This window comes from Streptomyces sp. NPDC051211, from assembly GCF_040689505.1.
GTDB lineage: Bacteria > Actinomycetota > Actinomycetes > Streptomycetales > Streptomycetaceae > Streptomyces.
Map to the genome: position 1 here is coordinate 1 of NZ_JBFBAV010000032.1, position 14,522 is coordinate 14,522.

Consider the following 14,522-nt stretch of genomic DNA (forward strand, 5'->3'; position numbering starts at 1 on the left):
CGACCTTGACCTGCCCGATCCCTTCGAGGAAGGGGCCGAGCGGTCCCACGAACGCCGGGGCGCCCGCGCACAACGCCGCAGGGCGGTGGCACCGGATGACCGGTGCCACCGCCCTGGGTGGGAGCCTCACGCCGTGCCGACGCCCGGCGTCGGCGGGGGCGTCAGCTGCAGCCGCTGGTCGAGCCGCAGCCCTCGCAGATGTAGCAGGAACCGGCGCGCTGCATCTTCGTACCGCAGGAGAAGCAGAGCGGGGCGTCGGCGGAGACACCGAGCTGCATCTCGACCAGTTCCGCGTTGGTGTGGGCCACCGGCTTCGGGGCCGGCACCTCGGCGACCGGGGCCGGGACGGCCGCCAGCGGGGCCGACTGGGCCAGGGACTCGGTGTCGAGCTCCTCGTCGAGGGGCTCGTACGAGCCGGTCTCGAGGTGGCGCTGACGCTCCTCGGCGGTGTGGATGCCGAGGGCCGAGCGGGTCTCGAACGGCAGGAAGTCCAGGGCCAGGCGGCGGAAGATGTAGTCGACGATCGACTGCGCCATCCGCACGTCCGGGTCGTCCGTCATGCCGGCCGGCTCGAAGCGCATGTTGGTGAACTTCGAGACGTAGGTCTCCAGCGGAACGCCGTACTGCAGACCGACCGAGACGGCGATCGAGAAGGCGTCCATCATGCCCGCGAGGGTGGAACCCTGCTTGGACATCTTCAGGAAGACCTCGCCCAGGCCGTCGTCCGGGTAGGAGTTGGCGGTCATGTAGCCCTCGGCGCCACCGACCGTGAAGGAGGTGGTGATGCCCGGGCGGCCCTTCGGGAGGCGCTTGCGGACGGGGCGGTACTCGACGACCTTCTCGACCGCGGTCCGGATGGTCTCCTCCGCCTTCGCGGTGACCTCGGCCTTCTCGGTCTCCTTCTTCTTGGCGGAGAGCGGCTGGCCGACCTTGCAGTTGTCGCGGTAGATCGCGAGGGCCTTGACGCCCAGCTTCCAGGCCTCGAAGTAGATCTCCTCGACCTCCTCGACGGTCGCCGTCTCCGGCATGTTGACCGTCTTGGAGATGGCGCCGGAGATCCAGGGCTGGATCGCGGCCATCATGCGGACGTGGCCCATCGGGGAGATGGAGCGCTCGCCCATCGCGCAGTCGAAGACCTCGTAGTGCTCGGTCTTCAGGCTGGGCGCGTCGATCACGTTGCCGTGCTCGGCGATGTGGGTGACGATCGCCTCGATCTGCTCCTCCTGGTAGCCCAGGCGGCGCAGGGCCTGCGGAACGGTGCCGTTGACGATCTGCATCGAGCCGCCGCCGACGAGCTTCTTGAACTTGACCAGGGCCAGGTCCGGCTCGACACCGGTGGTGTCGCAGGACATCGCCAGGCCGATGGTGCCGGTCGGGGCGAGCACCGAGGCCTGGGAGTTGCGGAAGCCGTTCTTCGCGCCGAGACGGAGGACGTCCTGCCAGGCCTCGGTGGCGGCGGCCCAGACGGGGGTGTCCAGGTCGTCGGTGCGCGGGGCGGCGGCGTTGGCGTCGGCGTGCTGCTTCATGACGCGCTGGTGCGGCTCGGCGTTGCGGGCGTAGCCGTCGTACGGGCCGACGACCTCGGCGAGCTCGGCGGAGCGCTTGTACGCCGTACCGGTCATCAGCGAGGTGATGGAGGCGGCGAGGGTGCGGCCGCCGTCGGAGTCGTACGCGTGGCCGGTGGCCATCAGCAGGGCGCCGAGGTTGGCGTAGCCGATGCCCAGCTGGCGGAAGGCGCGGGTGTTCTCGCCGATCTTCTGGGTCGGGAAGTCCGCGAAGCAGATGGAGATGTCCATCGCGGTGATGACGAGCTCGACGACCTTGGCGAAGCGCTCGACCTCGAAGGACTGGTTGCCCTTGCCGTCGTCCTTGAGGAACTTCATGAGGTTCAGCGAGGCGAGGTTGCAGGACGTGTTGTCCAGGTGCATGTACTCGCTGCACGGGTTGGACGCGGTGATGCGGCCGGACTCGGGGCAGGTGTGCCAGTTGTTGATCACACCGTCGTACTGGATGCCCGGGTCGGCGCAGGCCCACGCGGCCTCGGCCAGCTTGCGGAAGAGCGCCTTGGCGTCGACCTGCTCGATGACCTCGCCGGTCATGCGGGCGCGCAGGCCGAACTGGGTGCCGTTCTCGACGGCCGTCATGAACTCGTCGTTCACGCGGACGCTGTTGTTGGCGTTCTGGTACTGGACGGACGTGATGTCGTCGCCGCCCAGGTCCATGTCGAAGCCCGCGTCGCGCAGGGCGCGGATCTTCTCCTCTTCCTTCACCTTGGTGGCGATGAAGTCCTCGACGTCCGGGTGGTCCACGTCGAGCACGACCATCTTGGCCGCGCGGCGGGTGGCGCCGCCCGACTTGATCGTTCCTGCGGACGCGTCGGCGCCGCGCATGAAGGAGACCGGGCCGGAGGCGTTGCCGCCGGAGGAGAGGAGCTCCTTGGAGGAGCGGATGCGGGAGAGGTTCAGGCCGGCGCCGGAGCCGCCCTTGAAGATCATGCCCTCTTCCTTGTACCAGTCGAGGATCGACTCCATGGAGTCGTCGACGGCCAGGATGAAGCAGGCGGAGACCTGCTGGGGCTGCGGCGTGCCGACGTTGAACCAGACCGGGGAGTTGAAGCTGAAGATCTGGTGCAGCAGCGCGTAGGTCAGCTCGTGCTCGAAGATCTCGGCGTCGGCGGGCGAGGCGAAGTAGCCGTAGTCCTCGCCGGCCTTCGTGTAGGTCTTCACGATCCGGTCGATGAGCTGCTTCAGACCGGTCTCGCGCTGCGGGGTGCCGACCGCGCCGCGGAAGTACTTGCTGGTGACGATGTTGACCGCGTTCACCGACCAGAAGTCGGGGAACTCGACGCCTCGCTGCTCGAAGTTCACCGAGCCGTCGCGCCAGTTGGTCATGACGACGTCACGGCGCTCCCAGGCCACCTCGTCGTACGGGTGCACGCCGGGGGTGGTGTGGATGCGCTCGATACGCAGGCCCTTGCTCGCCGCCTTGGCTCCCTTGGTGCGGGAACCACGTGCCGGACCGCTCGCCGTCTCTGTCATGCCGCCTCCCATATGCGGGCAAAAACGCCCTAATGTGCCAGCAATATTCCGTGGCACGGTTCTGACTCTTGATCTGCTGCTGCTCTGGGCGTCTCCCCCGGCTGCTGCCGGGGGTGCCCCGGACTGACGGGCCGCTGTGCGGCCGCCCGGTCAGTCGGTGGCGGAGGCGGGCACGGGGACCGAACCGGTCCCGACGGTCCCGCACTCCGGGGTGTGAGGCCGCTCCCGCAGTTCCACGATGGCGGCCTCGAAGTCTTCCAGCGTGTCGAACGCCTTGTACACGGATGCGAAACGCAGGTACGCGACGAGGTCGAGTTCCTGCAACGGGCCGAGGATGGCCAGACCCACGTCGTGGGTGGTCAGCTCGGCGCTCCCGGTGGCGCGCACCGCCTCCTCGACCCGCTGGCCGAGCTTGGCGAGGGCGTCCTCGGTGACCGGCCGCCCCTGGCACGCCTTGCGCACGCCGGAGATGACCTTGGTACGGCTGAAGGGTTCCGTCACTCCGCTGCGCTTGATCACCATCAGTGACGCGGTCTCCACCGTGGTGAAGCGGCGGGAGCAGTCCGGGCACTGCCGGCGCCGGCGGATCGACGTGCCGTCGTCCGTGGTGCGGCTGTCGACGACGCGGCTGTCGGGATGCCTGCAGAAGGGGCAGTGCATGGCTCCCTCACCCTCCCTCGTGGCACGACTGAATTGCCCACGCCGACCCGCGGCGACAGAACCGGGGCTCTGTCGGGGGGTTCGTGAAGCAGCCACCAGCATATGCGATGCCGGGACCCTCGATGGACCGAGGACCACAACTTCTGGGTGGCGGCGCCCATACAACCACTAGATCTTGGGTTCTGCAGGTTTTACGACCCTGGGCGTGTCGCGGCGTGGGGTGGCCGGATCCGGGGATCGCGGGTGCCAGACTGGGGTGGTGCCCGGCCACCGGCGATCCGACCGGGAAGGGTACCGTAAGGAACCGAGGCCGGACCGAACCGGAGTTCGGTCACGCGGCGGAGGTCCGCCGGTGCCCGGCGGCATGACCACCGCCGTCGCCACCGGTCCATACACCTCTTTGTGCGATCACGTAGAGCAATCTTTGATTTTTCACTCGAACGTGTGTTTGGCGCAACCTTTCGAAAGCTACTACCGTTGTCCAGCTAGGGGAGAACAATCCGTTCGAGAGGGGCCGCCGACGTGACCACCACCGCAGACAGTGCCACCATCACTGCCCAGAACCGCTCCCAGAGCCGACTCGAGCCGGTGCATGCCATGAATGACGCAAGCCTGAATCCCGAGCCGGAGTCCGTACGTCCCGCACGCTCGCTGCCCGGGCGACCTCCAGGCATCCGCGCCGACAGCTCGGGCCTCACGGACCGGCAGCGGAGGGTCATCGAGGTCATCCGGGACTCGGTGCAGCGGCGCGGTTACCCGCCGTCGATGCGGGAGATCGGCCAGGCGGTGGGCCTGTCCAGCACCTCCTCCGTCGCGCACCAGCTGATGGCCCTGGAGCGGAAGGGCTTCCTCCGCCGCGACCCGCACCGTCCGCGTGCGTACGAGGTCCGCGGCTCGGACCAGCCCAGCTCGCAGCCCACCGACACCACCGGCAAGCCCGCCGCCTCGTACGTGCCGCTGGTCGGCCGGATCGCCGCCGGCGGCCCGATCCTCGCCGAGGAATCCGTCGAGGACGTCTTCCCCCTCCCCCGCCAGCTGGTCGGTGACGGCGAGCTCTTCGTCCTCAAGGTCGTCGGCGACTCCATGATCGAAGCGGCCATCTGCGACGGCGACTGGGTCACCGTCCGCCGCCAGCCCGTCGCCGAGAACGGCGACATCGTGGCCGCCATGCTCGACGGAGAAGCCACCGTCAAGCGCTTCAAGCGCGAGGACGGGCACGTCTGGCTGCTCCCCCACAACGCCGCCTACCAGCCCATCCCCGGCGACGAGGCCACCATCCTCGGCAAGGTCGTCGCGGTACTGCGGCGGGTCTGACCCCGCCGCCCTCGCCGAACCCCGGGACCCACTGCGCCGGTCCCGGGGTTCTTCGCGTCACTTGCCGTCGGCCTCGGCAGCGGCGTTGATCGCCGCCAGGGAGCGGCGGACCTGGTTGCGGTCCGTGGTGTACCAGAAGTCCGGCAGCGAGGCCTTCAGGAAGCTGCCGTAGCGCGCCGTGGCCAGCCGCGGGTCCAGTACCGCGACCACGCCGCGGTCACCGGAGGCCCGGACCAGCCGGCCCGCGCCCTGGGCCATGAGCAGCGCGGCGTGGGTGGCCGCGACGGCCATGAAGCCGTTGCCGCCGTGTTCCTCCACCGACTTCTGCCGGGCGCTCATCAGCGGGTCGTCGGGGCGCGGGAACGGGATCCGGTCCATCACCACCAGCTGGCAGCTGGGACCGGGCACGTCCACGCCCTGCCACAGCGAGAGCGTGCCGAACAGGCAGGTCTTCGGATCGGCCGCAAAGTTCTTGATCAGCTCGCCGAGGGTCTCCTCGCCCTGGAGCAGGACCGGCTGGTCGAGCCTGGTGCGGAGCTCCTCGGCCGCCGCCTTCGCGCCGCGCATCGAGGAGAACAGGCCGAGCGTGCGGCCGCCGGCCGCCTCGATCAGTTCGGCCAGCTCGTCCATCATGTCGCCGCGGGTGCCCTCGCGGCCGGGGGTGGCCAGGTGCTTGGCGACGTACAGGATGCCCTGCTTGGGATAGTCGAAGGGCGAACCGACGTCCAGCCCCTTCCAGACCGGTACGTCCTCCCCTTCGACGCCCTCCGGGGCCAGGCCCAGTGAGGCCGCGACCCCGTTGAAGTCCCCGCCCAGCTTCAGCGTGGCGGAGGTGAGCACCACGGAGCGGTCCTCGAACAGCTTCTCCCGGAGCAGGCCGGAGACCGACAGCGGGGCGACCCGCAGGGTGGCGCCGAACCGGTCGTGGCGCTCGTACCAGACCACGTCGTACTCGGAGCCGTTCGTGATCCGCTCCGCCACCCCGTGGATGGACTCCACCGCGGCCAGGGCCTGCTTGCGGACCGCGTCCTCGTCGTGGACCGACTTGTCGCGGGTGGCGCCGATCGCCGAGATCGTGTTGCGGGCGGCGTCCCGCAGGGCGAGCAGCGCGTACCCGAGGTCCTCGGGGATCTCCTCCAGGCGGCCCGGCAGGGCCAGCTCCATGATCCGCTCGAAGGTCTCGGCGGCGGTCTGCAGGGCATCCGCCGTCTTCTCGTTGACCAGCTTGGCCGCCCGCTTCACGGCCCGGTTGACCTGGCCGGGGGTGAGCTCGCCGGTGGCCACACCGGTGACCCGCGAGACCAGCTCATGGGCCTCGTCCACGATCAGCACCTCGTGCTGCGGCAGGACCGGGGCGCCCTCGATCGCGTCGATGGCGAGCAGGGCGTGGTTGGTGACGACCACGTCCGCGAGCTTGGCGCGCTCGCGGGCGGCCTCGGCGAAGCACTCCGCGCCGTACGCGCATTTGGTCGCGCCCAGGCACTCGCGGGAGGACACCGAGATCTGGGACCACGCCTTGTCGGAGACGCCCGGGGTCAGGTCGTCCCGGTCGCCGGTCTCGGTCTCGTCAGCCCAGTCGCGCAGCCGCAGCAGGTCCTTGCCGAGCTTGCTGGTCGGGGTGGCCGCTTCGAACTGGTCGAAGAGGCCCTCTTCCTCGTCCTGTGGCGCGCCCTCGTGCAGTCGGTGCAGGCAGAGGTAGTTGGAACGGCCCTTGAGCATGGCGAACTGGGGCCGGCGGCGCAGCTGCGGATGCAGCGCCTCGACCGTCCGCGGCAGGTCCCGCTCGACCAACTGCCGCTGGAGGGCGAGGGTGGCGGTGGCCACGACCACGCGCTCGCCGTGCGCGAGGGCCGGTACCAGGTAGCCGAGGGACTTTCCTGTGCCGGTGCCGGCCTGGATCAGGCGGTGGGAGTTGTCGTCGATGGCTTCGGCGACGGCTTCCGCCATGGCCACCTGGCCGGGGCGCTCCGTGCCGCCGACGGCGGTGACGGCGGCGTGCAGCAGGTCGGTGAGGGAGGGCTTCGTCATAGCACTGACAACCCTACGCGGCTCCACCGACAGCCCGGTCCACTCCGGTGGCAGCGGTAGGGGCAGCTCCGCTCGTACGAGGGACCGGCGGGTTCGGGCTCGGGCGGAAACCGGTGGAAATCGCGGGAACTCGGCAGAACGGCGTGGCGTTGAGGGGGTCAGAGCAGCGTGCGCAGGGCCCGTTCGCGGAGCATCAGGGCGGCTCGCTTCTCGGGGAGGTCGATTTCCGCGGCCAGGCGGAAACCGGAATTGAGGAAGGCCGTGACGGAGGGGGTGTTGCGAATGTCGGGTTCGGCGATGACGCGCGTGCAGCGCGGGCGGTTGTCGAGCACCAGGTCGGCGACGGCGCGCAGCAGTGTGGTGCCGAGGCCGCGGCCCCGGTCTGCCGCTTCCCCGAGGAGCACGTGGATACCCGTGTCGTGGGGCCGCGCCGGGTAGTGCCGGGCGAGCGGGTCGAGGTCGGCCCGGTAGATCTCCCAGTAGCTGATCGGGGTGCCGTCGAGCAGGCCGAGGCAGGGGATGCTGCGGCCGTCGCCGTCGAGCAGGGTGCGCAGGTGGGCGGCGGTGACCGCGGACGGGCCGCGGAGTTCCCAGAAGGCGTCCACGACCGGGTCGTTCATCCAGCGGGTGAGGAGATCCAGGTCGCGGCCGAGGCGTACCGGTTCCAGCCGGAAGAGGCCGGCCCGGGTGGCGGCCGGACCCCAGCCGGCGGGGCTGTCCAGTAGGTCGGCCTCGGCGAGGCGGGGCAGCAGCTCGGGGGTCAGCCGGAGCTCGGTGGTGTCGTCCGCGACCGGGCGGGCGTCGGTCCGGGGCATGGCTCTTCTCCGCGTGAGTGGTCTGTGGTCTGTGGTCTGTGGTCTGTGGTCGTGGTCGGCGGTCGGTGGTGCGCGGTCGGTGGTGTGCGCGGTCGGTGGTGAGTGTCGGAGGAGTGGGCGCGGTCAGGCGTGGAGGGGGTTGGCGATGGTGACGTAGACGGACTGGGTGTCGACGGGGCCGACGAGCTCGTCCAGGCCTCCCAGGCGGGTGAGGAGGTTCGCCTTGCAGCGGAGTGTGGGTGAGTCGAGCAGCTGGGCGGGGACCGGGCCGAGGCCGGCGGACTTGCCGAGGAAGCGGCGGAAGGCGGCGAGGAGGACCCGCTCGTCGGCGAGGTTTTGGGCGCCGAAGGCTCCGATGAGACCGAGCACGTTGTTGATGCCCAGGTAGTAGGCGAAGCGTTCGTCGGTGACGGCGTCGGAGACGAAGGTGTCGCTGGCGGAGCCGATGCCGGGGAGCCGTGCGTCGAGGGCGGCGCGGTGGGACTCGCGGAAGTAGTAGCCCTGGTTGTCGCGGTAGCGGCCGCCGGTGGGCCAGCCGTCCTGGTCGAGGAGGACCAGGGTGTTCTGCTGGTGTGCTTCGAGGGCGATGCCGGCGAGCGCGTCGAGGGCGAGTACGGGCAGTACGACGTGGTCGAGGTAGCGGAGGAACCACTCGGCGGCGACCGCGGAGGCCCGGCGCCCGGTGCGGGCGGCGAGCCGGGAGACCAGCTCGGCGAGCCGGGAGTACGGGGTGTCCCGGCCGGGCCATGGCCGCAGTGCGGTGAGCGCGGCGATGCAGAGGGCGTCGTCGGTGGAGCGGAAGGGGTTGTGGCGGAGCAGGACGTCGAGCCCGGGGACGGGGTCGCCGGTGCCGGTGCCGGGGTCGCGGCCTTCGGGGGTGTCGACGGCGATCCAGGCGGGGTCGCGGACGATGTCGAAGGAGGGGTGTGCGGCCTGCCACTGTTCGGCGAGGCCGGCGCGGAGCAGCCGGTGCACCTCGACTCCGCGGTGGAGTTCCTTGCGGAGGTTCTCCCGGCGGGAGTTGGTGATGGGCAGGCCCAGGGACAGTTTGAGCATCGCGGGGGCGCCGGGCCGGTGGACGGTGCGGACGGAGGAGGTGGGGTACCAGGGGGCGCCGTACGGGCCGAGGTCGTGGAGGAGGCCGGCTTCGAGGAGGGCGGCGACGGCGGGGCGCTGGAACAGGTCGCGGGCTTGCCAGGGGTGCAGGGGAAGCGGGGTGGTGCCGGCGGGCAGCGGGAGTCCGGGGGCGAGCCGGGTGAGGAGCTGGGCGGCGGTGACGGCGCGGCCGCGTTCGGTCCAGGCGGAGTCGGTGGCGAGGACGGAGGGGTGGACGGCGGTCCAGTGGAGGGGGAAGGAGCCGTGCAGCTCGGGTGAGTAGCGGCGGGCCTCGGCCTCGGAGAGCCCTTCGCGGCTCTTGGGGGTCGGGTGGAGGGGGTGGCCGAGCAGCAGGGACTGTTCCGCGGAGAGGAACAGGTCCTGGGCGACGGCTGCGGGGGGTGTCGGGCGTTCCCGCCGGTCGGCGATGAAGGCGGCGGTCCGGCGGACCGAATCGGCCACCCGGCCGACGAGGTCGGCGCCGGGCCCGGTCTCCCGGGTGAGGAGGGCGGCCGTGGTGACCGCGTCGAGGTCGGGGGCGGTGGCCGGGCTGCCGTCGATGCGGGCGGGGCCGAAGCGGTGCCAGCCGGCCGGCGACCAGTAGCGGACGGGGACGAGCAGGGTGGTTGCGGAGGCGGGCAGCGGGATCCGGAGCCGGCTGCCCGTCGGGGGCCGGGTCAGGGCCCGCTCCCGCACCCAGCAGCGGAGCAGGTTCTCCGCGGTGGCCGCGTCCGCGGCGGTCGCCGGGTCGGGGTGCTCCAAGGGGTCGAGATGGCCCGGCAGGTCGGCCGGTCGGGCCGGCGCCGGGGTGAGCGCCGAGTCCGGGGTCCGCATCCGGGCCGCGGCCCAGGCCTCGGCCGCGGCCCGGGCGGGAGGTGTCTCGGTCGTGGGGCGGGGCTGGAGGGTGCCGTCCTGCTGCCGGGGGACGCCGGCCCGGGCGGGGGTGCCTTGCGGGCCTGCGGTCGGGGCCGGGGCGGGGGCTGCCGGTTCGGCGGCGGGCGGCCGGGGCGGCTGGGACGGCCGGGGCGGCTGGGACGCTCCCGGCGGCCGGGGCGCATCGGCCGGGGCGGGCTGCGGGGCGGCGGCCGACTGGGGCGGCCGCTGGTCCGGGGTGTCTGTGGACCGGGAGGGTTCGGGAGTGGAGGTCACTGGGGGTTCCTTGGAGTGGGTCAGGGGTGCCGGGTTCTCGCGGCGGCGGCCACCGCGTCGGCGAGCCGGTCCAGGACGGCGACGGCCTGCTCGTCGGTGAGTGTGAGCGGCGGCAACAGGCGTACGACGGCGGAATGGCGGCCGCCGAGCTCGACGATCAAACCGCGGTCCAGGCATTCCTGGCGCACGGCGGCGGCCAGCGCCGGGGAGGCGGTGTGCTCGGCGCTGTCGGGGTCGACGAGTTCGAGGCCGATCATCAGGCCGCGGCCGCGGACGTCGCCGATGCAGGGGTGGGCGGCGGCCAGGCCGTGCAGGGCGGCGAGCATGCGTTCGCCCAGGGCGGCCGCGCGTTCGGCGAGACGGTTCTGCCGGACGAAGGCGAGGGTGGCGGCGCCCGCCGCCATGGCGAGCTGGTTGCCGCGGAAGGTGCCGGCGTGGGCGCCGGGTTCCCAGACGTCCAGGCCGGAGCGGTACACGAGGACGGCCAGCGGGAGGCTGCCGCCGATGGCCTTGGACAGGACCATCACGTCGGGGACGATGCCGGCGTGGTCGACGCCCCAGAAGGTGCCGGTGCGGCCGACTCCGGTCTGCACCTCGTCGGCGATCAGCGGGATGCCGCGTGCTTCGGTGATCTCGCGCATCCGGCGCAGCCAGTCGTCGGGGGCGGGGAGGACCCCGCCTTCGCCCTGGACGGCTTCGAGGATCATGCCGGCGGGCTCGGGAATGCCGCCCTTGGGGTCGTCGAGCAGGTTCTCGGTCCAGCGGGCGGCCAGTGCGGCGCCCTCGGAGCCGCCGACGCCGAACGGGCAGCGGTAGTCCTGCGGGTAGGGCAGCCGGGTCACCCGGCTCTCGCGGGCGCCGCCCGAGGCCGCCAGCGCCCCGGCGGTCATCCCGTGGTAGCCGCCGGTGAAGGCGAGGAGGCCGGTGCGTCCGGTGGCGGTGTGGACCAGTTTGAGGGCGGCTTCGACGGCGTCGGTGCCGGCCGGTCCGCAGAACTGGATGCGGGCGTCGGCGGCCAGGCCGGGCGGCAGGCTGGCGAACAGCTCGGTGGTGAAGGCGTCTTTCACCGGGGTGGCGAGGTCGAGGACCTGCAGCGGGGCGCCCGAGTCGAGGACCGTGCGGATGGCTTCGAGCACCACGGGGTGGTTGTGGCCGAGGGCGAGGGTGCCGGCGCCGGACAGGCAGTCCAGGTAGCGGCGGCCGTCGGCGCCTTCGATGGTCAGCCCGCGCGCCCGTACCGGAACGATCGGCAGCGAGCGGGCGTAGGTCCGGGCCGCGGACTCCCGCAGGGACTGGCGGCGCAGGATGCCTTCCGGGGCGGCAGCCGGGGTTGCGGGGGTTGCGGCCGCTGCGGCCTGCTCGGTCAAGGCGGCCACGACTGTCGGTACCTCCCGCGTCTGCTCCGGCCGGTCTTCGAACGGATTGCTCTTCGAACGTGAACGCTGCCCCCGCTTCCCCCGTACGTACCAACGACGGTGTCTCCGGGGGATCACGGGTAGTTGCAAGATCCTTCGGGAACCGCGGAACCGCGGACCCGCCCAGTGCCGTCCACAACGGCATCGGCATAGTGGGGGGTTGCACTCCACGTCCCGAACGTCTCGAACCACCATGGGGGATTCACGACATGCGACCGATGCGACCGGTCACCGCCGTACTCTGCGCGGCCGCGCTTTCGCTGACCGCCGCGGCCTGCGGGCCGGGCAACGACGAGGCGGGCGGCGACGCCAAGCCGACCGTGGCGGCCAGCGTTCCCTCCGGATCGGACGGCATCAAGATCCCGGACCAGCTGAAGGACAAGCTGAAGGAACACGGCATCGACCTGGACAAGTGGAAGGGGGGTGCCTGGAAGGACTGGAAGAAGGAGGACTGGCTGCGCGAGGCCGAGGACTACATCAACCCGGTCATCGAGGACCTGTGGGACCCCGACCGCATGCGTGATGCGCAGAAGCCCGAGCGGAACGGCGCGGACCCGGAGCTCGGCAAGGACCAGGGCGTCACCGACCCCACCCCGGCGGCCGTCCCCGCGAAGTCGGTGGCAGCGCCCTACCACCGGAGCGTCCCGGAGGCCGGAAAGGTCTTCTTCGACGGCCCCGAGGGCTCGATGGTGTGCTCGGCGACCGTGGTGAAGGACCCGGCGCACCCGGGCAAGTCCAACCTGGTGTGGACGGCCGGGCACTGTGTGCACGCCGGCGCCAAGGGCGGCTGGTACCGCAACATCGCCTTCGTGCCCTCCTACAACAACGCGGGCAAGTCGCAGGCGCAGTTGAAGGGTGCGAGCCGCAATCAGGTGGCCCCGTACGGCGTGTGGTGGAGCGACTGGGCGCAGACCTCGGACCAGTGGATCGCCACCGGCGGCCCGGTCGGCGGCGCGGGTGCCCCGTACGACTTCGCGGTGCTGCACGTGACCCCGGAGAAGGGGTCGACCAAGTCGCTGGAGGAGACGGTCGGTTCGGCCCTGCCGGTGGACTTCAACGCCCCCGCCGTGCCGAAGATCGCCAAGATGACCGCGACCGGCTACCCGGCGGCCGCACCGTTCGACGGCCAGAAGGCCTTCCAGTGCACCGACAAGCCGGGCCGGCTCTCGCTGAACCAGACCGACCCGGTCATGTACCGCATCGGCTGCACCATGACGGGCGGTTCCTCGGGCGGCGGCTGGGTCGCCGCGGGTGCCGACGGCAAGCCGGCGCTGGTGTCGAACACCTCCATCGGCCCGGCCAAGGCGTCCTGGCTGGCCGGCCCGCGTCTGGGCCCGGAGGCCAAGGGCATCTTCGATGCCGTCAGCAAGAAGTTCGCCCGCCGCTAGCCCTGGGGCGAGCGGCAAGGACAGCAGCGAAAAAAGGGCCGTGGCCCCCGCCTCTCGGCGGGGGCCACGGCCCTTCGGTGTTACCGGCGCGGTGTGGCGCGTCAGCGGGCGGCCGGCACGTACGGAGCGAGGTCCGACGCCAGCTCCTGGTGGACCCGCGCCTTGAGCAGGGTGCCCTCCGGGGTGTGCTCCTCGGAGATCACCTCGCCCTCGGCGTGCGCACGGGCGATCAGCCCGCCGCGGGTGTACGGGACGAGCGCCTCGACCTCGACCGCGGGCCGCGGCAGCTCGGCGTCGATCAGCGCGAGCAGCTCGCCGATGCCCTGCCCGGTGCGGGCGGAGACGGCGATGGAGTGCCGCTCGATGCGCAGCAGGCGCTGCAGGACCAGCGGGTCCGCGGCGTCCGCCTTGTTGATCACCACGATTTCGGGCACGTCCACCGCGCCGACCTCGCGGATCACCTCGCGCACCGCCGCCAGCTGCTCCTCCGGCGTCGGGTGCGATCCGTCCACGATGTGCAGGATGAGGTCGGAGTCGCCGACCTCCTCCATCGTGGACCGGAAGGCCTCGACGAGGTGGTGGGGCAGGTGCCGGACGAAGCCGACGGTGTCGGCCAGGGTGTAGATCCGGCCGCTCGGCGTCTCGGCCCGGCGCACGGTCGGGTCGAGGGTGGCGAACAGTGCGTTCTCCACCAGGACACCCGCGCCGGTGAGGCGGTTGAGCAGCGAGGACTTGCCGGCGTTGGTGTAGCCGGCGATGGCGACCGAGGGCACCTTGTTGCGCTTGCGTTCCTGCCGCTTGAGGTCGCGGCCGGTCTTCATCTCCGCGATCTCCCGGCGCATCTTCGCCATCTTCTCGCGGATCCGGCGCCGGTCCGTCTCGATCTTGGTCTCACCGGGGCCTCGGGTGGCGAGACCGCCGCCCTTGCCGCCGCCCATCTGGCGGGACAGCGACTGACCCCAGCCTCGCAGTCGCGGCAGCATGTACTGCATCTGCGCGAGCGCGACCTGCGCCTTGCCCTCTCGGGACTTGGCGTGCTGGGCGAAGATGTCGAGGATCAGGGCGGTCCGGTCGATCACCTTGACCTTGACGACGTCTTCGAGGGCGATGAGCTGGCCGGGGCTGAGCTCACCGTCGCAGACGACGGTGTCGGCACCGGACTCGATGACGATGTCCGCCAGCTCGCGGGCCTTGCCCGAACCGATGAAGGTGGCCGGGTCGGGCTTGTCGCGGCGCTGGATGACGCCGTCGAGGACCAGGGCTCCCGCCGTCTCGGCGAGCGCCGCGAGCTCCGCGAGGGAGTTGTCCGCGTCCTCCACGGTCCCCGAGGTCCAGACTCCGACGAGCACCACGCGTTCCAGGCGCAGCTGCCGGTACTCGACCTCGGTGACGTCTTCGAGCTCGGTGGAGAGGCCGGCGACGCGGCGCAGGGCCGCGCGCTCGGAGCGGTCGAACTGTTCGCCGTCCCGGTCTCCGTCGATCTCTTGGCTCCAGGCGACGTCCTCTTCCATCAGGGCATCGGCCCGAAGGCTCTCGGCAAAGCTCTGTGCGTCCTGTGAAGGGGAAGAAGAGGAGGTCATTGGATCCTTACGTCGTTCGAATCGGTGTGTGCCGCAGGCT

General features: G+C 71.5%; 9 protein-coding genes. 2 read left to right on the plus strand and 7 right to left on the minus strand.

Annotated features, from left to right (window positions below):
- Window positions 1–161: 161 nt before the first annotated feature.
- The gene (locus tag AB0447_RS26105; protein ID WP_366479202.1) at window positions 162–3,038 is read right to left on the minus strand and encodes a vitamin B12-dependent ribonucleotide reductase; all 2,877 of its coding nucleotides are present in this window, start codon (window positions 3,036–3,038) and stop codon (window positions 162–164) included.
- Between the two features lie 150 nt (window positions 3,039–3,188).
- Window positions 3,189–3,698 carry a transcriptional regulator NrdR gene (nrdR, locus tag AB0447_RS26110; protein WP_366479203.1) on the minus strand — a complete coding sequence of 170 codons (510 nt, stop codon included), beginning with the start codon at window positions 3,696–3,698 and terminating at the stop codon, window positions 3,189–3,191.
- A gap of 522 nt (window positions 3,699–4,220) precedes the next feature.
- Between nrdR and lexA the strand changes: the two genes are divergently transcribed.
- A complete protein-coding gene (gene lexA, locus AB0447_RS26115) occupies window positions 4,221–5,012 on the plus strand; it encodes a transcriptional repressor LexA (protein ID WP_366479204.1) in 792 nt (263 codons plus the stop codon).
- Between the two features lie 57 nt (window positions 5,013–5,069).
- On the opposite strand, the gene AB0447_RS26120 is transcribed toward lexA, so the two are convergent.
- The 4 genes from AB0447_RS26120 to AB0447_RS26135 form a co-directional block, all read right to left on the minus strand.
- Window positions 5,070–7,040, minus strand: coding sequence for an ATP-dependent DNA helicase (locus tag AB0447_RS26120; protein ID WP_366479205.1), 1,971 nt, complete (start codon window positions 7,038–7,040; stop codon window positions 5,070–5,072).
- A gap of 158 nt (window positions 7,041–7,198) precedes the next feature.
- On the minus strand, window positions 7,199–7,855 hold the full coding sequence (locus AB0447_RS26125; protein WP_366479206.1) for a GNAT family N-acetyltransferase: 657 nt from the start codon (window positions 7,853–7,855) through the stop codon (window positions 7,199–7,201).
- Window positions 7,856–7,978: 123 nt separating this feature from the next.
- Entirely contained in the window at window positions 7,979–10,099 is a 2,121-nt protein-coding gene (locus tag AB0447_RS26130; RefSeq protein WP_366479207.1) for an IucA/IucC family protein, read from the minus strand.
- A 20-nt stretch (window positions 10,100–10,119) separates the two neighbouring features.
- Complete coding sequence (locus AB0447_RS26135; protein ID WP_366479259.1) at window positions 10,120–11,466, minus strand: diaminobutyrate--2-oxoglutarate transaminase family protein; 1,347 nt, start codon at window positions 11,464–11,466, stop codon at window positions 10,120–10,122.
- Window positions 11,467–11,723: 257 nt separating this feature from the next.
- Between AB0447_RS26135 and AB0447_RS26140 the strand changes: the two genes are divergently transcribed.
- A complete protein-coding gene (locus AB0447_RS26140; protein ID WP_366479208.1) occupies window positions 11,724–12,902 on the plus strand; it encodes a hypothetical protein in 1,179 nt (392 codons plus the stop codon).
- A gap of 101 nt (window positions 12,903–13,003) precedes the next feature.
- Here the strand turns inward: AB0447_RS26140 and hflX are convergent, their stop codons facing one another.
- A complete protein-coding gene (gene hflX, locus AB0447_RS26145; protein WP_366479209.1) occupies window positions 13,004–14,482 on the minus strand; it encodes a GTPase HflX in 1,479 nt (492 codons plus the stop codon).
- Window positions 14,483–14,522 lie beyond the last annotated feature (40 nt).

What these genes read in the sequence shown, in the direction of transcription:
- AB0447_RS26105 (WP_366479202.1), bottom strand. Translation starts at nt 3,038, where the DNA reads ATGACAGAGACGGCGAGCGGTCCGGCACGTGGTTCCCGCACCAAGGGA.
- nrdR (WP_366479203.1), bottom strand. Translation starts at nt 3,698, where the DNA reads ATGCACTGCCCCTTCTGCAGGCATCCCGACAGCCGCGTCGTCGACAGC.
- AB0447_RS26120 (WP_366479205.1), bottom strand. Translation starts at nt 7,040, where the DNA reads ATGACGAAGCCCTCCCTCACCGACCTGCTGCACGCCGCCGTCACCGCC.
- AB0447_RS26125 (WP_366479206.1), bottom strand. Translation starts at nt 7,855, where the DNA reads ATGCCCCGGACCGACGCCCGCCCGGTCGCGGACGACACCACCGAGCTC.
- AB0447_RS26140 (WP_366479208.1), top strand. Translation starts at nt 11,724, where the DNA reads ATGCGACCGATGCGACCGGTCACCGCCGTACTCTGCGCGGCCGCGCTT.
- hflX (WP_366479209.1), bottom strand. Translation starts at nt 14,482, where the DNA reads ATGACCTCCTCTTCTTCCCCTTCACAGGACGCACAGAGCTTTGCCGAG.